19 protein-coding genes are annotated in these 19,356 nt (G+C 70.1%); 13 read left to right on the top strand and 6 right to left on the bottom strand.

The genetic code is table 11. The features are described 5' to 3' along the window. Positions 1-174: 174 nt before the first annotated feature. On the bottom strand, positions 175-873 hold the full coding sequence (locus ACWIF2_RS20945; protein WP_454362081.1) for an arginase family protein: 699 nt from the start codon (positions 871-873) through the stop codon (positions 175-177). A 300-nt stretch (positions 874-1,173) separates the two neighbouring features. On the opposite strand from ACWIF2_RS20945, the gene ACWIF2_RS20940 reads away from it, so the two are divergent. Further along, complete coding sequence (locus tag ACWIF2_RS20940) at positions 1,174-1,998, top strand: hypothetical protein (RefSeq protein WP_454362079.1); 825 nt, start codon at positions 1,174-1,176, stop codon at positions 1,996-1,998. Between the two features lie 124 nt (positions 1,999-2,122). Next, positions 2,123-2,524, top strand: coding sequence for an SseB family protein (locus ACWIF2_RS20935; RefSeq protein ID WP_454362077.1), 402 nt, complete (start codon positions 2,123-2,125; stop codon positions 2,522-2,524). A 27-nt stretch (positions 2,525-2,551) separates the two neighbouring features. Here the strand turns inward: ACWIF2_RS20935 and ACWIF2_RS20930 are convergent, their stop codons facing one another. From ACWIF2_RS20930 to ACWIF2_RS20910, 5 genes are all read right to left on the bottom strand, one after another. Continuing rightward, positions 2,552-2,941 (bottom strand): MarR family winged helix-turn-helix transcriptional regulator, encoded by a 390-nt coding sequence (locus tag ACWIF2_RS20930; RefSeq protein ID WP_454362075.1) that lies wholly within the window; start codon positions 2,939-2,941, stop codon positions 2,552-2,554. A gap of 79 nt (positions 2,942-3,020) precedes the next feature. After that, positions 3,021-4,052, bottom strand: a complete 1,032-nt coding sequence (locus tag ACWIF2_RS20925) for a LacI family DNA-binding transcriptional regulator (RefSeq protein WP_454362073.1) — start codon at positions 4,050-4,052, stop codon at positions 3,021-3,023. Further along, positions 4,049-4,957: a carbohydrate ABC transporter permease gene (locus ACWIF2_RS20920; protein ID WP_454362071.1), complete on the bottom strand. Its 909-nt coding sequence runs from the start codon at positions 4,955-4,957 to the stop codon at positions 4,049-4,051. Before ACWIF2_RS20920 ends, ACWIF2_RS20925 begins: the two co-directional genes overlap by 4 nt. Next, positions 4,954-5,880, bottom strand: a complete 927-nt coding sequence (locus tag ACWIF2_RS20915) for a carbohydrate ABC transporter permease (protein ID WP_454362070.1) — start codon at positions 5,878-5,880, stop codon at positions 4,954-4,956. The genes ACWIF2_RS20920 and ACWIF2_RS20915 overlap by 4 nt, the downstream gene beginning before the upstream one ends. Next, on the bottom strand, positions 5,877-7,196 hold the full coding sequence (locus tag ACWIF2_RS20910) for an ABC transporter substrate-binding protein (RefSeq protein ID WP_454362068.1): 1,320 nt from the start codon (positions 7,194-7,196) through the stop codon (positions 5,877-5,879). Before ACWIF2_RS20910 ends, ACWIF2_RS20915 begins: the two co-directional genes overlap by 4 nt. A gap of 184 nt (positions 7,197-7,380) precedes the next feature. On the opposite strand from ACWIF2_RS20910, the gene ACWIF2_RS20905 reads away from it, so the two are divergent. The 11 genes from ACWIF2_RS20905 to aspA all read left to right on the top strand — a co-directional run bounded on the left by ACWIF2_RS20905 (position 7,381) and on the right by aspA (position 19,330). Then, positions 7,381-9,402, top strand: a complete 2,022-nt coding sequence (locus ACWIF2_RS20905; protein WP_454362066.1) for a beta-galactosidase — start codon at positions 7,381-7,383, stop codon at positions 9,400-9,402. Between the two features lie 109 nt (positions 9,403-9,511). Next, on the top strand, positions 9,512-11,071 hold the full coding sequence (locus ACWIF2_RS20900) for a glycoside hydrolase family 53 protein (protein ID WP_454362065.1): 1,560 nt from the start codon (positions 9,512-9,514) through the stop codon (positions 11,069-11,071). Between the two features lie 158 nt (positions 11,072-11,229). Next, positions 11,230-11,487 carry an ArsR/SmtB family transcription factor gene (locus tag ACWIF2_RS20895; protein WP_454362063.1) on the top strand — a complete coding sequence of 86 codons (258 nt, stop codon included), beginning with the start codon at positions 11,230-11,232 and terminating at the stop codon, positions 11,485-11,487. 50 nt (positions 11,488-11,537) lie between these two features. Beyond that, entirely contained in the window at positions 11,538-12,497 is a 960-nt protein-coding gene (locus ACWIF2_RS20890; RefSeq protein ID WP_454362097.1) for an SMP-30/gluconolactonase/LRE family protein, read from the top strand. Positions 12,498-12,691: 194 nt separating this feature from the next. Further along, positions 12,692-13,165, top strand: coding sequence for a fluoride efflux transporter CrcB (gene crcB / locus ACWIF2_RS20885; RefSeq protein WP_454362061.1), 474 nt, complete (start codon positions 12,692-12,694; stop codon positions 13,163-13,165). Then, positions 13,162-13,509: a fluoride efflux transporter CrcB gene (gene crcB / locus ACWIF2_RS20880; RefSeq protein WP_454362059.1), complete on the top strand. Its 348-nt coding sequence runs from the start codon at positions 13,162-13,164 to the stop codon at positions 13,507-13,509. Before crcB (ACWIF2_RS20885) ends, crcB (ACWIF2_RS20880) begins: the two co-directional genes overlap by 4 nt. Before the next feature lie 97 nt (positions 13,510-13,606). Next, entirely contained in the window at positions 13,607-14,443 is an 837-nt protein-coding gene (locus ACWIF2_RS20875) for an undecaprenyl-diphosphate phosphatase (protein WP_454362058.1), read from the top strand. 185 nt (positions 14,444-14,628) lie between these two features. Then, positions 14,629-15,306, top strand: coding sequence for a FadR/GntR family transcriptional regulator (locus tag ACWIF2_RS20870; RefSeq protein WP_454362056.1), 678 nt, complete (start codon positions 14,629-14,631; stop codon positions 15,304-15,306). After that, the gene (locus ACWIF2_RS20865; RefSeq protein ID WP_454362054.1) at positions 15,303-16,745 is read left to right on the top strand and encodes an amino acid permease; all 1,443 of its coding nucleotides are present in this window, start codon (positions 15,303-15,305) and stop codon (positions 16,743-16,745) included. Before ACWIF2_RS20870 ends, ACWIF2_RS20865 begins: the two co-directional genes overlap by 4 nt. 32 nt (positions 16,746-16,777) lie before the next feature. Beyond that, the gene (locus tag ACWIF2_RS20860; protein ID WP_454362095.1) at positions 16,778-17,794 is read left to right on the top strand and encodes an asparaginase; all 1,017 of its coding nucleotides are present in this window, start codon (positions 16,778-16,780) and stop codon (positions 17,792-17,794) included. Positions 17,795-17,917: 123 nt separating this feature from the next. Beyond that, on the top strand, positions 17,918-19,330 hold the full coding sequence (gene aspA, locus ACWIF2_RS20855) for an aspartate ammonia-lyase (protein WP_454362052.1): 1,413 nt from the start codon (positions 17,918-17,920) through the stop codon (positions 19,328-19,330). Positions 19,331-19,356 lie beyond the last annotated feature (26 nt).

Raw genomic sequence — 19,356 nt, 5'->3', positions numbered from 1 at the left:
ACCGTCCCCCGGGCGCCGGGAGCAGGGGTGTATCGGGTGGAGGCGGGCGGGAGTGGTGGGGCGCGTGAGCACGGATTTCCTGCCGGGTCCTCGGGCCTGCCCGCTCACTGCCACGGTAGGCGTTCGCCCCCGAACGTGCTGGTGGGGGGGGGAGAGCGGCGGCAGAGGCGCTGATCAGTGTCGGTCGGGCCCGAACAGTCCGTCGACGATGCGCCGCAGTACCGCCTCCTCCTCGCCGCCGGCTTCCGTCCGTTCGTACTCGGTCAGCGCGAGGCCGGCGAAGGTGAACTCTTCAGTCAGCGCCCGCACTGCTGCGAGCAGGTCCTCCACACCGATTCCGCCGGGCTCGGGTGTGCCGACGGCGGGGAATATCCGCGGGTCCAGGACGTCGAGGTCGATGTGGAGGTACACGGCCTCGGCGCCGGTGGCGCGCACCGCGGCCAGGAGCGGCCCCGGTTCTGTCAGCTGCTCGACGCCGACGTGCCCTATGCCGCGGCTCTCGACAAGGGCCTGTTCACCCGGGTCCAGTGACCGCGCGCCCGCCAGTACCACCCGGTCGGCCGACAGGCTCCGCGCGGGCCGCAGGCCCTCCGGCCCGTCGCCGATGAGGGCGCGCAGCACCATGCCGTGGAAGGCTCCGGAAGGCGACGACTCCGGACTGTTGAGGTCTGCGTGCGCGTCGAACCACACCACGGCCAGCCGGTCCCCGAACGTGGAGAGCGCGGTCTCGATCGGGGCGAGGTCGACCCCGCAGTCGCCGCCGACGATCACTGGCCGTTCGCCCGGCGGAACGTCGGCCAATGCCGTGCGCACCGCCAGCAGATGGCGCTCCAGCACATCGGCGTTCCGTACACCGCCCCGCGCAGTGCCCACGCAGTCGTCGAGTGTGACCGTACGCCGTCGGCCTGCGGGTATCAGCTCGGCCAACCAGGCAGCACCACTGGGCAACCGACGGGCCGTGGAGGCACCCGACCCCTGCCACTGCGCCACCTCCAGTACGACTGGACCGGACACGAACGTCCCCCTTCCACGATGATCTACGCAGCCTACGCCGTAGCCCCGGCGGTCTTGCACATCACGCCCGTTGAGCCACACAGGCAGGCGGAGACCGAGCGGTTGACGCACTACTCGCAGACCACCCACGAGGACTTCTGACGGGCCGGGTTCTACCGGGTGCTGCAGCCACGCCGCTACGGCGGTTACGAGTTCGGTCTGCCCGTCTTCTATCGCGTGGTCACCTATCGCGTGGTCACCGAAGTGGCCCGTGGCTGCCCCTCCAGCGCCTGGGCGCTGTCCCTGACCGCCGCCCACGTCCTGCAGGTGGCGTCGGTCTTCGGGGAACGCGCGCAGGACGAGATCTTCGGCGCTGACGGTGAGTTTCGCGCCGCCGCCACTCTCGAACCGGTCGCTGTCGCACAGCCCGACGGCGACCACGTGATCCTCGACGGCACCTGGCCGTACTCCTCCGGCGCCCCCCACTCCACGCATTACGTCGGCCAGACCCTGCGCGCCCCCGAGAAGCCCGGCGACGCCCCGGGCCCGCTCGTGCTGTTCTGCGCACCCCGCGAGGTCTGGACGGTGCTCGACGACTGGCACCGCGTCCTCGGCCTGCGCGGCAGCGACCTCGCCGCCATCATGATCGGCACCGCGTACGCCCTGGGCATCATCCACACCGCGTACGCCGCGCTCCAGCAGACGGCCCCGGAGTGGATGGAGACCTGCCGCAGCAACGTCTCCGGCGCGGCCTCCTTCACCACCGCCGAGGACAACCGCCTCGCGCTGATGTTCCTGCACGCCGGACGCATGGCCTGGGACGTCCTCCAGGGCACACCCTCTTCCGCACGGCAGGTTCCCGGCACGCCCGGTACGGGGAGCGGATGCGCCACTTCCGGGACGCCGCCACCTACTGGACGCACATCGGCCCCAGCATGGCCGAGCCCCTGGCCAGGCAGGTCGGCTGCGACCGCCTCGGGCTTCCCTCCGGCCACATCCCACTGATCCCCTGAACCTCAGTGATCCACCAGGATTGGCCCGGGCCCGATCGGGTACGCGAGCAGGACCGTGCCCGGGGCGGATCATGTCCCGGGTGGGCCGCAAGACCGCCGCTACCAGGGAATCTGCCATGGAGACACCCGCAAACAACCCCACGCCCACGCCCGCCCAGCGGGCTCTGGACGTCCTCGCCGAGAACACCGAGGACGCGGCGGCTCTGAACGCGCTCGCCGACAGCGACGTGCTCATCCCCGTGCCCGACGACGCGAACGACGCCGACGCCGAAAACCCGTCGGCGGTGGCGCTGCCGGTGCTGGAGCAGCCGGGCGGCGAACCGGTGGTGCCCGTGTTCACCTCCGAGGTGGAGATGGCCGGGCTGCTGCCGTTCGTCTCCCGCTACCGCATGGTGCCGCTCGGCGCCCTCGCCGCGCAGTGGCCGGCCGACGACCTGTCGCTCACCATCGACGGCAGCTCGGAGCACCGCCTGACGCTCACCTCGGAGGGAGTCCGCACCCTGCTGGCCCGCCCCTAGGGCGACCGGTCCGGTCCGGGCCTGGGCTTACGCGCCCAGTGTCCGGGCCAGCGCCGCCCGCTGCAGCGGCAGCACCTCGGCGTGCAGGTCACGGCCCCTGGAGGTCAGAGAGACCCACACGCCGCGCCGGTCCTCCACGCACACGGAACGCGTCACCAGACCGTCCTTCTCCAGCCGGGCGATCAGCCGCGACAGCGCGCTCTGGCTCAGATGGACCCGCCCGACCAGATTCTGCACCCGGCACTGCTCGCCCTCCTCGGGCGCGGCGCTCGCCAGCATGTCCAGGACCTCGAAATCGGAGGCACCGAGGCCGTGCGGATGCAGCGCGCGGTCGATCTCGCACATCGTGCGCGCGTGCGCCGACAGGATGTCCCGCCACCGTTCCTCGAGCCGCGCACCAGCCGTTTTCGCTGCCATAACCGAACGGTACACCGGTCCGAGGTTCAATGACTGTGCATGGAGTGGCCTCTTCGGCGCGCCTGTCAGGGGCCGGCGCCTATGTCGACTGCCGCTTCACCAACTCCGTCGGCAGGATCACCGCCGCCGGGTCCTCGCCCCCGATCTGCGCGAGCAGCACCCGCACCATCTCGGTGCTGATGCGGTCCCACGGCTGCCGGATGGTCGTCAGCTCCGGGACGGCGCCCAGCGCGGCCGGTGAGTCGTCGAAGCCGCCGACCGCGACGTCCTGCGGCACGCGGCGCCCCGCCCGCTGGAGGGCCGCCAGCACGCCCTGCGCCATGAGGTCCGAGGCGACGAACACCGCGTCCACATCCGGGGCCTGCCCCAGCAGCCGCTCGGCCCCCGCCTCGCCACTGGCCCGGCTGTAGTCGCCGGAGACGACGAGCCGCTCGTCGAACTCCAGGCCCGTCTCCGCGAGCACCTCCTTGTAGCCGGCGAGGCGCTCCACACCGCCCGGCGTGTCCAGCGGACCGGTCACCATGCCCACCCGCTGCCGCCCGAGCGACAGCAGATGTCGCACCATGTCGCGGGCACCGTCACGGTCGTCCGCGGCCACGTAGCTCACCTTGGAGGCCAGCCCGATCGGCTTCCCGCAAGCCACCAGCGGCACCCCGGCCCCACGCAGCTGCTCGGCGACGGGATCCCCGGAGTGGCTGGAGACCAGCAGCACTCCGTCGACATGCCCGGCGGTGATGTAGCGCGTGATGCGCCGCCGTTCGTCCTCGGTGCCGGCCAGCATCAGCAGCAGCGGGATGTCGTGCGCGGCGAGTGCCTGGGTGCAGCCGCGCAGCAGGACATTGAAGTTGGGGTCCTCGAAGAACCGCTCCTGCGGCTCCGTGAGCAGGAAGCCGATCGAGTCGGACCGCCCGGTGATCAGGGAGCGGGCGTGCCGGTTGACGACGTAACCCGTCCTGCGGATGGCCGCGTTGACCGCCTCCTGGGCCGCCGGACTGACGTAGTGGCCGCCGTTGAGCACCCGCGAGACCGTGCCGCGCGAGACCCCCGCCTCGCGCGCCACGTCGTGGATCGTGGGCGGCCTGCGCCTGCCTCCCGCAGCGTTCATGGTCATGACTTTACGGCTCCGGAGAGCAGATCCAGACTCCAGAAGCGCTGGATGACCAGGAAGAGGGCGACCAGCGGGAACACCGCGAGGAACGCGCCCGTGATCACCAGCGTGTACAGCGCCGGCGAGTTGGCGCCCTGCTCCAGCAACGTGAACAGACCGAGCGTGATCGGGAACTTCTCGTCGTCGCTCAGCATGATGTACGGCAGCAGGAAGTTGTTCCAGATCGCCACGAACTGGAACAGGAACACCGTCACCATGCCGGGGACCATCATGGGCAGCGCGATCCGCGTGAAGATCCGCCACTCGCTCGCCCCGTCCATCCGCCCGGCCTCGACCACGTCGCCGGGCACCGCGGCGGCGGCGTAGATCCGCGCGAGGTAGACGCCGTACGGGAAGAGGACCTGCGGCAGCAGTACGGACAGGTAGGAGTCGGTGAGGTCGACCTTGGCCAGCAGCAGGTACTGGGGGACGGCCAGGATCACCGGCGGCATCAGCACGCCCGCGAGCAGCACGTTGAAGATCGTCTCGCGGCCTCGGAAGCGGTAGGTCGCCAGGGCGTAGCCGCTGATCGCGGACACACAGGTCGACAGCAGGGCACCCAGCCCCGCGTACAGGGCGGAGTTGCCCATCCACGCCCAGTACACGCCGTCGCGGTAGGCGCTCAGGTCCCGGACGTTGTCGGCGAATCCCGAGCCGGGCAGGAACGTGAACGTGGAGAACAGCTCACGTCCGGACTTGGTGGCCGCGATGACCACCCAGGCCACCGGCAGCAGGCAGTAGAGCGCACCCAGGAGCAGGGTGACCGTCGGGATCAGGGCGATCCGGCGGCGCAGCGGTTGGCGGCCCCGGTCGGTGCCGGACGTGCTGCCCGCCACCGGCTCGGCCTTCGGGACGGCAAGGGAACTCATCGAGCTACCTCCTGCTTCTGACGACGGTTCGCGGCTCGCAGGAAGCCGAAGGACAGCAGGAGCGTGGCGAAGGCGATGATCACGGCCTGCGCCGCGGCCCCGTGGATGTCGCCCTCGCCGAACGCGTCCCGGTACACCTTCATCAGCGGACTCCACGTCGTGGACACGGAGTTGGTGAGCGGCTTGAGGGTGGTCGGCTCGTTGAACATCTGGAGCGTGGCGATGATGGAGAAGAAGAAGGTCAGCACCAGCGAGGGCGCCACCATCGGGATCTTGATCCGCAGCGCGATCTGCGTCGGTGTGGCACCGTCCAGCTTCGCCGCCTCGTACACCTCCGCCGGGATCGCCTGGAGCGAGGTGTAGATGACGATCATATTGAAGCCGGTGCCGCCCCAGACCGCGATGTTTGAGAGGGCGAGATACAGCGGCCCGCCGTCCAGCAGATCCGGCTGCGGCATGCCCAGCTTGTCGAGCACGAAGTAGAAGGGGCTGACGTCCGGCAGGTACAGGAAGCCCCACAGCAGCGCCGCCACCACACCGGGGATGGCGTACGGCAGGAAGATCGCGAGCCGGGTGAACGGCGCGAGCCGCACCTTCTCGGAGTCGAGCATCAGCGCGAACAGCAGGGCGAGGCCGAGCATGACGGGCACGACGATGCAGCCGTAGCCCAGCACCCGCAGGGCCCCGTGCATCAGCTCGCTGTCGGTGAGGGCGTCGGTGTAGTTCTCCAGACCGGCCCAGACCTCCTTGCGGGCGCCGGAGCCGAGGCCGAGGCCCGAGACCTTCACCTTGCGGAAGCTGAGCCAGATCGCGTAGCCGATGGGCAGTGCGAAGAACAGGGTGAAGAGGAGTGCCGCGGGGACAAGGAAGGCGTACGGGGCGCCCTTGGCCCCGTACGACTGCCGGCGTGCCGTGCTTTTCACGGAGCGACCTCGAAGCCCTGCTTCTTCATGTCGGCGACGGTGTCGTCCTGCATCTTCTTCAGGGCGGCGCCGAAGTCGGACTTGTTCTTGGCGGCGGCGCCGAAGGCGTCCTTGAAGGTGGTGTAGGCGACGTTGACGTTCGGGCCCCAGGTGGACGGTGCCGTGGTCTCCGCGATGTCGGCGGCCTTGGTGTAGAAGTCGGCCTGGTTCGAGAAGTAGGCCGGCGGCTTGAGGAAGGCACCGCTGGTCTGGGCGTTCGTGGCGGCAGGGTAGATGCCGCTCTCCTTCGCCAGGGCGTTGAGGGCCGCGCTGTCGGTGTTCAGCCAGGCGGCGAACTTCGCGGCGGCCCCCTGGTGCTTGGAGTCCGTGGTCACGGCGGTGGAGGAACCGCCCCAGCTGCCGGTGCGGGTCTCGCTCGCGGACCACTGGGGGAGCGGTGCCATGGCCCACTTGCCCTTGGTGTCGGGAGCGGCGGTGGTGAGCGTGCCCGGTGCCCACACGGCGCTGACCCAGGCGATCTGCTTGCCGGTGTTGAGCGCCTTGTTCCAGGCCGGTGTGTACATCGGCTGGTTGTCGATGGCGCCCTCCTCGACCAGGCCGCCCCAGAACTTCGCGACCTTCTGTGTCGCCGCGTCGTCGATGGAGACCTTCCACCGGTCGCCGGAGGTCGTCCACCACTTGGCGCCCGCCTGCTGGGCGAGGCCCGCGAAGAGGCCGGAGTCGTTGGCGGAGAAGGTGGTCAGGTCCTTGTCGGGTGACGCCTTCTTGAGCTTGCGGGCGGTCTCGGCGAACTCGTCCCAGGTCGTCGGCACCGTCAGGCCGTACTCCTTGAACAGGTCCTCGCGGTAGTAGAACATCATCGGCCCGATGTCCTGCGGGACCGCGTACACGGCGTCCGTGCCGAGCGTCGTCTGCTGCCAGACGCCGTCGGCGAAACTGCCCTTGGCGTCGTCCACGTTCTTCGATATGTCCGCCAGTGCGTCATTGCTGACCAGGGTCGGCAGCGCCTGGTACTCCGCCTGCACCAGGTCGGGCGCCTTGCCCGCCTTGTGCGCGGTGAGGATCTTGGTGACCAGCGTGTCGCCGGACGCCTGCTTCTTCACCGTGACGGTGATCTGGTCCTTCTTGCCCGGACCCTTGTTCCACAGGTCCACGACCTTGTCCATGCCGGGCGTCCACGTCCAGTACGTCAGCGAGGCCGGACCCGACTCGGTCCCGCTGTCCGCGTCTTCCGTGCCGCAGGCGGCGAGTGTGGTGGCGCCGAGCGCGACGGCGACGGCGGTTCTCACGAGGCGGCGGCGCTTCGTGTACGGCATGGATCTCTCCCCTGACCTGGGGTCCTCGCCTGCTGCGAAGACCTGCCATGCTTCTGTGAGCGTTCACAGTAGAGAAACATCCCGGACACTTGTCAATGGTTGTTGCTGTGCGGTTATGTTGGGCTCCGCACTGCGCCGCTGTGTGTGCACGTTCCCATTTGATCGATCGACCGGGAGACCATCCATGCCGGAGACCACCCCCAGGGGCCTCACCAGGCTCGCCTTCGGCGGGGACTACAACCCCGAGCAGTGGCCGGAGAGCGTCTGGCAGGAGGACGTCCGGCTGATGCGGGAGGCCGGCGTCACGATGGTGAGCGTCGGGATCTTCTCCTGGGCGCTGCTGGAGCCGTCGCCCGGCGTCTACGACTTCGGCTGGCTCGACCGCGTGCTCGACCTGCTGCACGAGAACGGCATCCGCGTCGACCTCGGTACGCCCACCGTCTGCCCGCCGGTCTGGTTCTACCGCGCCCACCCCGAGGCCCTGCCCGTGACGCCGGACGGCGTGCGCCACGAGTTCGGCTCCCGCGCCGCGATCTGCCACAGCAACGCCGACTACCGCGCTGCCGCTTCAGCCATCACCACCAAGCTCGCCGAGCACTACGGCGACCACCCGGCCCTGGCCATGTGGCACGTGCACAACGAGTACGGCGTCCCCGTCTCGGCCTGCTACTGCGACTCCTGCGCCGCGCACTTCCGCCGCTGGCTCGCGACGACGTACGGCACGGTCGACGCCGTCAACGAGGCCTGGGGCACGGCCTTCTGGGGCCAGCGCTACGCGGACTTCGAGCAGATCAACCCGCCCCGGCTCACCCCGACATCCGTCAACCCCGGACAGGCGCTGGACTACAAGCGGTTCGCCGACGCCACCATGCGCGAGAACTTCGTGACGGAGCGGGACATCCTGCACCGCCTCTCACCGGGGGTCCCGGTCACCACCAACTTCATGACGGCCCTGAGCCAGTGCGACTCCGTCGACTACTGGGCCTGGGGCCGCGAGGTCGACATCGTCACCAACGACCACTACCTGATCACCGACGGCCGCCGCACCCACGTCAACCTCGCGATGGCCGCCGACCTCACCCGCTCCGTCGCGGGCGGTGCCCCCTGGCTGCTCCTGGAGCACTCCACCTCGGGCGTCAACTGGCAGCCCCGCAACCCCGCCAAGGCCCCCGGCCAGATGGCCCGCAACTCCCTCGCCCATGTGGCGCGCGGCTCCGACGGCGCCATGTTCTTCCAGTGGCGCCAGTCCCGGCGCGGCGCCGAGAAGTTCCACTCGGCGATGCTCCCGCACGGCGGCACCGACACCCGCGTCTGGCGCGAGGTCACCGAACTCGGCGCGGCCGTCGAGACGTTGCGCGAGATCCGCGGCACCCGCACCGAGGCCGACGTGGCCGTGCTGTGGGACTGGCACTCCTGGTGGGCGCAGAACCTCGACTGGCGCCCCAGCGAGGACCACGACGCCCGCGAACGCGCCGACGCCTTCTACGAGGCCCTCTACGACCGCCACCTCACCGTCGACTTCGCCCACCCGGAAGCCGACTTGTCGAGGTATCCCCTTGTCGTCGTACCGGCCCTGTACCTGATGACGGAGACGGCCGGGCACAACCTCAAGGCCTACGTCGAGAACGGCGGCACACTGGTCGTCTCGTACTTCTCCTGCATCGTCGACGAGCACGACGCCGTCCACGAGGGCGCCTACCCGGGCCCCCTCCGGGACGTCCTCGGCCTCACGGTCGAGGAGTTCTCGCCGCTCCTGCCCGGCGAACGGGTCCGCGTCACCGGCCCCGACGGCTCCGAACTGAGCGCCGACGTGTGGACCGAGTTCGTGGTGCCGCGCGGCGCCGAGACCGTCTGCACCTACGCCGACGGCCTCACAGCCGGCCACCCGGCCATCACCCGGCACAGCCTCGGCGAGGGCACCGCCTGGTACGTCTCCACCCGGTTCGGCACCGACGGCCTGGACGCGCTGCTCGGACTGGCGATCGAGGATGCGCGCCTCGCCCCGCGCGCCGACCTGCCCCGGGATGTCGAAGTGGTGCGCCGCTCCGGCGACTCGGGCACCTATCTGTTCGCCTTCAACCACACCGGCTCGGACACCAAGGTGCCGCTGGAGACCCCGGGCACCGAGCTGCTGACCGGTGAACCCGCGGCAGGCCGCCTCGCGGTCCCGGCCGGAGCCGTCCGGGTCGTCCGGCTCGACGGCTGAACCGACTCCCTCCGCCCGCGCGAGCCCACGAGCCGCGGGCGGAGGGGCCCTCACCGGCCCCCGGCGAGGAGCACCCCCATCCCCGACGTCGAAGGGACGACGGACGACGATGTTCCATCCCAGACGCACGCTCAGAGCCCTGCTGCTCCCGCTCGCCGCGGGGCTCGCCCTCACCGCCCTGCCCGCGCAGAGCGCCCAGGCCGCGAGCACCCTCACCAACGGAGGCTTCGAGACCGACGGTTCGGGTGCGGCCACGCCGAGCGGCTGGTCCGAGTACGGCGACACCGGCGCCTCGTTCGTCGAGGCCGGCGGTCACGGCGGGAGCCACCGGCTGAGCCACTGGGCCTCCACCGCCTACAAGACGGAGACCTACCAGTACCTGTCAGGACTCACCAACGGCAGCTACAAGCTCACCGCCTGGGTGCGCTCCGGCGGCGGACAGAAGTCCGCGTACCTGGCGCTGAAGAACTGCGGCGGCGCCGAGCAGCGCACCGATCTGCCGGTCTCGGCCAGTGGGTGGATCCGGATCGTCGTGCCGGTCAATGTGACCGGCAACCAATGCACCATCAGCATCAACAGTGACGCGAACGCGGGCAACTGGATCAACGTTGACGACCTGACCTTCACGTCGGGCACGTCCGGTACGTCGATCAAGGGCGCCGACATCTCGTCCCTGGCCAAGAGCGAGGCCAAGGGCGGCGTCTACCGCACCAGCTCCGGAACGGCCGGCGACGCCCTGGCCGTCCTCAAGTCGTCCGGCATGAACTACGCGCGCCTCAAGGTGTGGGTGAACCCGGCCGACGGATACAACAACAAGGCACGTGTCCTGGCCATGGCCAAGCGGGTCAAGGCGCAGGGCATGAAGCTGCTGGTCGACTTCCACTACTCGGACTTCTGGGCCGACCCGGGCCGCCAGGACAAGCCCGCCGCCTGGGCCGGACACTCGTACGGTCAACTCAAGACGGACGTGTACAACCACACGTACGACGTGTTGAACGCATTGAAGGCACAGGGCACCACCGCCGACATGGTCCAGGTGGGCAATGAGATCAACGGCGGCATGCTGTGGAACGAGGGATCCACGTCCAACTGGACGCAACTGGCCGGTCTGCTCAACTCCGGCTACGACGCCGCCAAGACGGTCAACTCGTCCACCACCGTCGCCCTGCACCTCGCCGAGGGCGGTGACCTGGACGGCACCCGCTGGTGGTTCGACAGCGCGCGGTCCAACGGCGTGAAGTTCGACGCGATCGGCCTGTCCTACTACGGCTACTGGCACGGCACCCTGGCCGACTTCCAGACCACCCTCGACGACGCGGCCACCCGCTACGGCAAGCCGGTGTACGTCGCCGAGACCGCCTACCCGTTCCGCCTGGACAGCGAGGACGCGCACGAGAACATCATCGACCTCACCGGCGAGCTGGTCCCCGGCTATCCGGCGAGCGTGGCCGGCCAGACCCGGTGGATGAACGACGTGGCGAGCATCGTGGAGGCCGTCCCGAACGGCCGCGGCCTCGGCATCTTCTACTGGGAGGCGACCTGGACCGCGGTGGGCGGCAACGGCTGGGACCCGACCGACGCGTCCTCCGGCAACGGCTGGGAGAACCAGGCGCTGTTCGGCTACGACGACCGGGCACTCTCGTCGATGTCCTGGTTCCGCCACCGCTGACCTCACGGGGCCGAAGCGGCGCCTGCCCCGAACTCCGCGAGGATGTCCGGCAGTTCGGTATCGGTCAACGATGCCGACTGCCGGACGCGGCGGCTTGGGCTGCGAGACAGTGGGAAGAACGCGGTATGAGAGCGAGAGCCGCGAGGCAGGGGCACGACATGCTGAGGACTCCCACGGACGAGACGCGGCTGCGCATCCTGGCCTGGCTGAAGGAACCCGGCCCCGCCGAGGGCGGGGTCACCGCGGACGCCGTCGCCGAGAGGTTCTCGCTGACCCGCCCGGTCGCCGTCACCCACCTCCGGCTGCTCGAAGCCACCGGCATGCTGCGCACCAGCCGGTCAGCGGGCCGCGTGCACTACCACCGCGACGAGGTGCGGATCGCCGAGGTCGCCCGCATGTTTGAAAAGGGCTGGTAGGCGACTCGGTACCGCGGTATCTCCTCCTGAGGATGAAGGGCATGCGCACCATGGACCGTCCCCCGGCACTCGTCCCACGCCACTACATCGCCATGGGCCACGGCCCCGAGGACGTGGTCGCCGACCCGCGCGGCCGTGTGCTGACCGGCGTGGCGGACGGCCGTATCCTGCGTCTGGACGGTCTGGCGGACCCGGTCGCGGCCCGTACCGAGGTGATCGCCGAGACCGGCGGCAGACCGCTGGGGCTCGAACTCCTCCCGGACGGTGACCTGCTGGTGTGCGACGCCGAACGCGGACTGCTGCGCGTCGACACCGGTGACGGCACGGTCCGCATCCTGGCCGACTCGGTGGCGGGGGAGCCGCTGCGGTTCTGCAGCAACGTCGTGTCCCTCTCCGACGGCACCGTCTACTTCACCGTCTCCAGCCGCCGCCACCCCTTGGAGCACTGGATCGGCGACATCGTCGAGCACATCGGGACGGGCCGGCTGCTGCGCCTGGCTCCGGGCGAGGACACCCCCGAGGTGGTGCTGGACGGGCTGCAGTTCGCCAACGGGATCGCCGTCGGCGCCGACGAGTCCTTCCTCGTCGTCGCCGAGACCGGCGCCTGCCGGCTCATCCGCCACTGGCTCGCCGGGCCCGGGGCCGGACGCAGCGAGCCCTTCGCCGAGAACCTCCCGGGCATGCCCGACAACCTCTGGCGCGGCGCCCCGGACGGGCCGGTCTGGGTCGCGCTCGCCGGACCCCGCGTCCCGCCCCTCGACCTGCTTCACCGCGGCACGCCCTCGGTGCGCCGAGCCGCCGCCCGCGTGGCCCTGCACGCCCCGTTCCGCCCCACCGGCACGATCGCCGTACTGGCCTTCGACGACCAGGGCCGTGTCGTCCACCACCTCGCCCGCCGCCGCTCCGGCTACCGCATGGTCACCAGCGTGTGCGAAGCGGCCGGACATCTGGTGCTGGGCAGCCTCTGGGAGCCCGGCGTGGCCGTCTGCGAGCCGCCCGCGCCGAAGTGACCCGAGCCACCTGCTCGGAAGCGGCACCGGCACACCTCACGGGGTTAACCTGAACCCCGGCCGCGACACCGCTCGCGGCGCGGCGGTGGGGCCCGCCGTACCCGAACCGCGGCGAGGACGCCGCCAACGGTCCTTACTTGCGACGGCACGCGCCCGCACGACCCCGGGCCCCGGCGAGTAGGAGACGTACCCCTGTGACAGCCCCCGAGAGCCTCCGCGTTCAGGTGTCCACTCCACGTCCGCCTTCCTGGCGCGACCAGGTGCCCGTCGTCACCGTGGTGGCGCTCGGCGGGGGAGCCGGGGCGGCCGCACGGTACGCGGCCTCCCTGTGGTGGCCCTCCGCCGCGGGCGACTTCCCCTGGACGACCCTCTGGGTCAACATCGCCGGCTGTGCCGTGATCGGCGTGTTCATGGTGGTCATCACCGAGATCAGGGCCGTCCACCCCCTCGTCCGGCCGTTCTTCGGCACCGGCGTCCTCGGCGGCTTCACCACCTTCTCGACCTACGCCGTCGACATCCGGAAGCTGCTCGAGGGCGGCCACGTCGGCACCGGCCTGGCCTATCTCGCGGCGACCCCGCTCGCGGCCCTCGCGGCGGTGTGGCTCGGGGCCCTGTCGACCCGCCGGATCCTGGGCACAACGGACGCGAAGGGTAAGGAGTCGTTGTGAACTGGTTGCTGGTCATCGGCGGCGCGATCGTCGGCGCCCCGCTCCGCTACCTCACCGACCGGGCGGTCCAGTCCCGGCACGGCTCGGGCTTCCCCTGGGGCACCCTCACGGTGAACGTCACCGGCTGCCTGGTCCTCGGCCTGCTCACCGGTGCCGCCTCGCACCTCCAACTGCTGCTCGGCACCGGTCTGTGCGGGGCCCTGACGACGTACTCGACGTTCTCCTACGAGACCCTCCGGCTGGCGGAGACGGGGGCCCGCCTGCAGGCCGCCGTCAACGTGGCGGCGAGTGTGGTGGCCGGGCTCGGGGCGGCATGCGCGGGAGCCGCACTCGCGCGTATGTGAACCGCGCGCGGACGGGCCGCGTGGCTGAGATCCGTTCTCGCCCGCGTGTAGTAAGACGGTCCTCTCCGCTCCCGCCCCCCGAGCAGAACTGGATCCCATGAGCGTCATCAGCGTCGGTCAGGCCGTCGTCCTCGGAGCCGTCGAGGGGGTGACCGAGTTCCTGCCCGTCTCCTCCACCGGCCATCTGAAGATCGTCGAGGGGCTCATGGGCATCCCCGTCGACGACCATGCCGTGGTCGGGTTCTCGGCCGTCATCCAGGTCGGCGCGATCGCCGCGGTCCTCGTGTACTTCTTCAAGGACATCGTGCGGATCGTCTCCGCCTGGTGGCGGGGCCTGTTCGACCGTGAGGAGCGGTACCACCACGACTACAAGTTCGCCTGGTGGGTCATCTGCGCCACGATCCCGATCGTCGCCGTCGGACTCGCGGCCAAGCCGCTCATCCAGGGCCCGCTCGCCTCACTGTGGGTGGTGGCCGGCTCGCTGATCGCCGGCAGCGGGGTGATGTGGGCCGCGGACCAGATGGGCCGGCACAAGCGCGGCGAGGACGACACGTCCTTCAAGGACGCCATGCTCGTCGGCAGCTCCCAGATCCTCGCCCTGCTGTTCCCCGGTTTCTCCCGCTCCGGCGCCACCATGTCCACCGCGCTGATGCTCGACCTGGACCGTGTCGCCGCCACCCGGCTCTCTTTCTTCCTCGGCATCCCCGCCCTCACCGGCGCCGGCATCTACGAGCTCAAGGACGCCCTCGGCACCGGCGTGGGAGCCGCTCCGCTCGCCGTCGGCACGATCGTGTCCTTCGTCGTGGCCTACGCCTCCATCGCCTGGCTGCTGAAGTTCGTCGCCAAGCACTCCTTCAACGCGTTCGTGATCTACCGGATCGTGGTGGGGGTGCTGCTGTTCGGCCTGCTCGGAGCGGGTGTGATCAGCAGCTGACCGCTCCGCCGAGAGGGCCGTCGTCCGTCTGCGGCGCCTTCGTGGCTGGTCGCGCAGTTCCCCGCGCCCCTATGGGGCGCGGTCTTCCTCACCCCTTGACAGCACCCGCCCTCGCCCGGAGTATCTCTCCCGTGAACCTGTCAGACAGCCGGACAGCCGGACAGCCTCTGCGTCGCGTCAGTGCCATGGAAGCGGTGCTGGCGCACCTGCGCGGTGCCATCGAGCGAGGCGAGTACGCCATCGGTGACAAGCTCCCCTCCGAGGCGGAGCTGTGCCGCACCCTGGAGGTCTCCCGGCCCGTGCTGCGCGAGGCCCTGCGGGCGCTGCAGACCATGGGCCTGACCGTGTCCAGGACCGGCAAGGGCACCTTCGTCGTCGCCAGCACCGTCGAGGACCCCACCTTCGGCGACTACTCGGCGAGCGACCTGCTGGAGGTGCGCCGCCACGTGGAGATCCCGGTCGCGGGCTACGCGGCCCGGCGGCGTAGCCCGGAGAACCTCGACCACCTGGCCCACATCCTGGACCGGATGGAAAAGGAGACGGACACCACCGCCTGGGTCGCCATGGACACGCTGTTCCATCTCGCCGTGGCCGAGGCCGCCCAGAACCCGGTCTTCCGCCGGGTCATCGAGGAGATCCGGGACGCGCTGGCCCGCCAGTCCGCCTTCCTCAACGAGCTGGGCGGCCGCCGCGAGCAGTCCAACCGCGAGCACCGGGCGATCGTCGAGGCGCTGATCGACGGTTCCGAGAACGACGCGGTGGAGGCCATGGCCCACCACCTCGACCGCGTCGAGACCACCCTCACCGACATCGTGCGTTCCCCCCGCACGGACACCACCACGGAAGGCGGAACCGAGGCGTGAGTGAGCAGTCCCTGCACGAAGGCGTGCAGAAACGTTCCAGCCATGTCGATGCCGGAGACGCCGGCTACAGCAAGTCCCTGAAGTCCCGGCACGTCAACATGATCGCCATCGGCGGTGCCATCGGCACCGGCCTCTTCCTCGGTGCCGGCGGCCGCCTCGCCGACGCCGGGCCCTCCCTCTTCATCGCCTACGCGGTCTGCGGCCTCTTCGCCTTCCTCGTCGTACGCGCCCTCGGCGAACTCGTGCTGTACCGGCCCTCCTCCGGCGCCTTCGTGTCGTACGCCCGTGAGTTCATGGGGGAGAAGGGCGCCTACACCGCGGGCTGGATGTACTTCCTCAACTGGGCGACCACCGGCATCGCCGACATCACCGCCGTCGCCACCTACACCCACTACTGGGGCATGTTCTCCGACATCCCGCAGTGGGTGATCGCGCTCATCGCGCTGGCCGTCGTCCTCACCGTGAACCTGATCTCGGTGAAGATCTTCGGCGAGCTGGAGTTCTGGTTCGCGATCATCAAGGTCGGCGCGCTCGTCCTCTTCATGTGCATCGGCATCTTCCTGCTGGTCACCCAGCACCCCGTCGACGGCCACAACCCCGGCCCGTCCCTCATCAGCGACAGCGGCGGCGTCTTCCCGAACGGCCTGCTGCCCATGCTGCTGATCATCCAGGGCGTCGTCTTCGCGTACGCCTCCGTCGAACTGGTCGGCGTCGCCGCCGGTGAGACCGAGAACCCCGAGAAGATCATGCCCAAGGCGATCAACTCGATCATGTGGCGCGTCGGCCTCTTCTACGTCGGCTCGGTCGTCCTGCTGTCGATGCTGCTGCCGTGGAACAAGTACACCGCCGGTGAGAGCCCCTTCGTGACCGTGCTGGGCAACATCGGCATCCCGGCCGCCGGCGACGTGATGAACCTCGTCGTCCTCACCGCCGCGATGTCCTCCCTCAACTCCGGCCTCTACTCCACCGGCCGCATCCTGCGCTCCATGGCCATGGCCGGATCCGCGCCCAGGTTCACCGCCGTGATGAGCCGCAGCCAGGTCCCCTACGGCGGCATCCTGCTCACCAGCGGCATCTGCGTCCTGGGCGTCGGCCTCAACTTCGTGGTGCCCGCCGAGGCGTTCGAGATCGTGCTGAACTTCGCCGCGATCGGCATCCTCGCCACCTGGGGCCTGATCATGATCTGTCACCTCCTCTTCTGGCAGAAGACCCAGAAGGGCGAGCTGACCCGCCCGGACTACCGGCTCCCGGGCTCCCCCTGGACCGAGATCGTGACGCTGGCGTTCCTCGCCTCCGTCCTGGTCCTCATGTACGCCGACGGCGGCGCGGGACGCACCACCGTGCTGTGCCTGCCGCTGATCGTCGGGGCACTGGTCGTCGGATGGTTCGGCATCCGCGGCCGTGTCGCCGCCAAGTCCACCACCGGAGCCGACGCGTGACCGACGCGTCGCTCCCCGAGAAGCAGGCAGTGATGTACAGCAGTTCCCCAGCGGACGCACCCCTTGTCCGTGAACCCGTCCACGCCCCCGTCGCCCACCTCATCCGCGGTGGCATCGTCGAAGGCATCCACTACGGCTCCGTCGTCGTCCTCGGCGCCGACGGAGAGGTACAGCTCCAGCTCGGCGACATCGAAGCCGCCTTCTACCCGCGCTCCGCGCTCAAGCCCCTCCAGGCCGTGGCCATGGCGCGGGCCGGGCTCCCGCTCGACGGCGAGCTGCTGTCGCTGACCGCGGCCAGCCACTCCGGGGAGGAACGCCACCTCGCCGGCTCCCGGCGCATCCTCGAACTCGCCGGGCTCACCGAGGGCCATCTGCGCAACGTCCCTGACCTGCCGTACGACCCGGTCGTCCGGGACGCCTGGGTGCGTGAGGGCCGGATGCCCTCCCGGCTCGCCCAGAACTGCTCCGGCAAGCACGCGGCCATGCTCTACACCTGCATGCTCAACGGCTGGTCCCTGGAGGACTACCTCGACCCGGGCCACCCGCTCCAGCAGGCCATCGCCGAGATCGTCGAGGACCTCACCGGGCAGCGGATCGCCAGGGTGACCGTCGACGGCTGCGGCGCGCCCCTGTTCTCCATCTCCCTGCACGGCCTCGCCCGCGCCACCGCCCGCGTCACCACCGCGGCGCAGGGCACGCCCGAGGCCCGGGTGGCCGACGCGATGCGCGAGCACGCCGAGATGGCCTCCGGCTCCGGCCGGGACGTCGCCGCGCTGATGCGGGCCGTGCCCGGGCTGCTCTCCAAGGACGGCTTCGAGGGCGTGCAGGTCGCCGCGCTGGCGGACGGGCGAGCCGTGGCGGTGAAGATCGCCGACGGTGCGAATCGGGCTCGTGTCCCGGTCACCGCCGCCGCGTTGGCCCGTGCCGGCGTCGACCCGGAACTGCTCACCGAGTTCGCGGGTGAGCCGCTGCTCGGCGGTGGCGAACCGGTGGGCTGTGTGCGGCCGGTGCGTGCGCTGGATCCGGTTCCGTCCACGGCGTGCGTGTAACCACGCCGAACCGATGGGGGACTGCGGGTGGTAGCCGGTCCGCGGGCTGTTCGTGGTTGATCGCGCAGTTCCCCGCGCCCCTGCAGGGGCGCTCACCCACCCCTTATCTCAGAAAGAACTCTCATGACCGCCGCCACCCGCTCCGAACACGATCTGCTCGGTGACCGTGAGGTGCCCGCCGACGCCTACTGGGGTGTCCATACGCTGCGTGCCAAGGAGAACTTCCCCATCACGGGCACGCCCATCTCCGCCTACCCGCATCTGATCGACGCCCTCGCCGCCGTCAAGGAGGCCGCCGCCCTCGCCAACGAGGAACTCGGTCTGCTGGACCCGAGGAAGTCCGCCGCCATCGTCGCCGCCTGCCGGGAGATCCGCGACGGCAAGCTGCACGACCAGTTCGTGGTCGATGTCGTGCAGGGCGGTGCCGGGACGTCGACGAACATGAACGCCAACGAGGTGATCGCGAACCGGGCGCTTGAGCTGCTGGGCCACGCCAAGGGCGAGTACCAGTTCCTGCACCCGAACGAGGACGTCAACCTCGGCCAGTCCACCAACGACGTCTATCCGACAGCGGTCAAGATCGCGACGGTGTTCGCGGTGCGCGGGTTGCTCGACGCGATGTCCGTGCTCCAGGACACGTTCGCCCTCAAGGCCGTCGAGTTCCGCGATGTGCTCAAGATGGGCCGTACACAGTTGCAGGACGCGGTCCCGATGACGCTCGGGCAGGAGTTCTCCGCATACGCGGTCATGATTGACGAGGACCGGTCCCGTCTTGCCGAGGCCGTCGAGCTGATCCATGAGATCAACCTGGGTGCCACGGCGATCGGCACCGGTCTCAACGCCCACGCCGGATACGCCGAGTCCGCCCGCCGCCATCTCGCGGCCCTCACCGGCCTGCCCCTGGTGACCGCGGCCAACCTGGTCGAGGCGACCCAGGACTGCGGCGCCTTCGTCCAGATGTCGGGCGTGCTCAAGCGCATCGCGGTCAAGCTCTCCAAGAGCTGCAACGACCTGCGGCTGCTGTCCTCCGGACCGCGCGCCGGCCTGGGCGAGATCAACCTGCCGCCGGTGCAGGCCGGTTCGTCCATCATGCCCGGCAAGGTCAACCCGGTCATCCCCGAGGTCGTCAACCAGGTCGCCTTCGAGGTGATCGGCAACGACGTCACCATCACCATGGCCGCCGAAGCCGGACAGCTCCAGCTCAACGCCTTCGAGCCGATCATCCTGCACTCCCTGTCGGAGTCCATCACCCATCTGCGCGCGGCCTGCCTCACCCTCGCCGAACGCTGCGTGGCTGGCATCACCGCCAACACCGAGGCACTGCGCGCCACCGTCGAGAACTCCATCGGCCTGGTCACCGCCCTCAACCCGCACATCGGCTACACGGCGGCCACCGACATCGCCAAGGAGGCCCTCGCCACCGGCCGGGGCGTCGCCGAACTCGTCCTGGAAAAGGGCCTGCTGCCCGCAGAGACACTCGCCGGCCTGCTGCGCCCGGAGGTCCTGGCGGGCAGCGGCCCGGCTCCGGCGGTCTGACCCAGGGCCTGTCGAGCGCACCGGGA

Source organism: Streptomyces sp. NPDC055506, assembly GCF_053643595.1.
This window is presented reverse-complemented; position numbering and strand designations above follow the sequence as displayed.

Coding starts and splice junctions, on each gene's coding strand:
- ACWIF2_RS20935 (WP_454362077.1), top strand. CDS start 2,123: ATGGAGACACCCGCAAACAACCCCACGCCCACGCCCGCCCAGCGGGCT.
- ACWIF2_RS20930 (WP_454362075.1), bottom strand. CDS start 2,941: ATGGCAGCGAAAACGGCTGGTGCGCGGCTCGAGGAACGGTGGCGGGAC.
- ACWIF2_RS20925 (WP_454362073.1), bottom strand. CDS start 4,052: ATGACCATGAACGCTGCGGGAGGCAGGCGCAGGCCGCCCACGATCCAC.
- ACWIF2_RS20920 (WP_454362071.1), bottom strand. CDS start 4,957: ATGAGTTCCCTTGCCGTCCCGAAGGCCGAGCCGGTGGCGGGCAGCACG.
- ACWIF2_RS20910 (WP_454362068.1), bottom strand. CDS start 7,196: ATGCCGTACACGAAGCGCCGCCGCCTCGTGAGAACCGCCGTCGCCGTC.
- ACWIF2_RS20905 (WP_454362066.1), top strand. CDS start 7,381: ATGCCGGAGACCACCCCCAGGGGCCTCACCAGGCTCGCCTTCGGCGGG.
- ACWIF2_RS20900 (WP_454362065.1), top strand. CDS start 9,512: ATGTTCCATCCCAGACGCACGCTCAGAGCCCTGCTGCTCCCGCTCGCC.
- ACWIF2_RS20895 (WP_454362063.1), top strand. CDS start 11,230: ATGCTGAGGACTCCCACGGACGAGACGCGGCTGCGCATCCTGGCCTGG.
- ACWIF2_RS20890 (WP_454362097.1), top strand. CDS start 11,538: ATGGACCGTCCCCCGGCACTCGTCCCACGCCACTACATCGCCATGGGC.
- ACWIF2_RS20875 (WP_454362058.1), top strand. CDS start 13,607: ATGAGCGTCATCAGCGTCGGTCAGGCCGTCGTCCTCGGAGCCGTCGAG.
- ACWIF2_RS20870 (WP_454362056.1), top strand. CDS start 14,629: ATGGAAGCGGTGCTGGCGCACCTGCGCGGTGCCATCGAGCGAGGCGAG.
- ACWIF2_RS20860 (WP_454362095.1), top strand. CDS start 16,778: ATGTACAGCAGTTCCCCAGCGGACGCACCCCTTGTCCGTGAACCCGTC.
- aspA (WP_454362052.1), top strand. CDS start 17,918: ATGACCGCCGCCACCCGCTCCGAACACGATCTGCTCGGTGACCGTGAG.